Consider the following 288-nt stretch of genomic DNA (forward strand, 5'->3'; position numbering starts at 1 on the left):
GATCCGAAGCCGTTGAGGCGAACCTCAGGTCCCTTTTCTGCGAGCGCCCAGGGCGCCACACGCGTGCACAGACTGTCGGTTCGACGTAGAAGCCTCAGCCGTAGCAACGGATTGCCCGGCGAGAGATCGCCACGGGCGGATATTAAACTGCAAAGACGAGCGTCGGTAAGACACGCCGAGGTCACCGCGGACGGGTTGATATAGGGAGAGGGCCTGACCCCATATCGTTGGGGCCAGGCCCGATTTTGCCTCTTGACAATGTCCTGCTCATATTAAAAGGAACGTCCC

Origin of the sequence: Collinsella sp. AM16-21, assembly GCF_003471905.1 — a bacterium.
Taxonomy (GTDB): Bacteria; Actinomycetota; Coriobacteriia; order Coriobacteriales; family Coriobacteriaceae; genus Collinsella.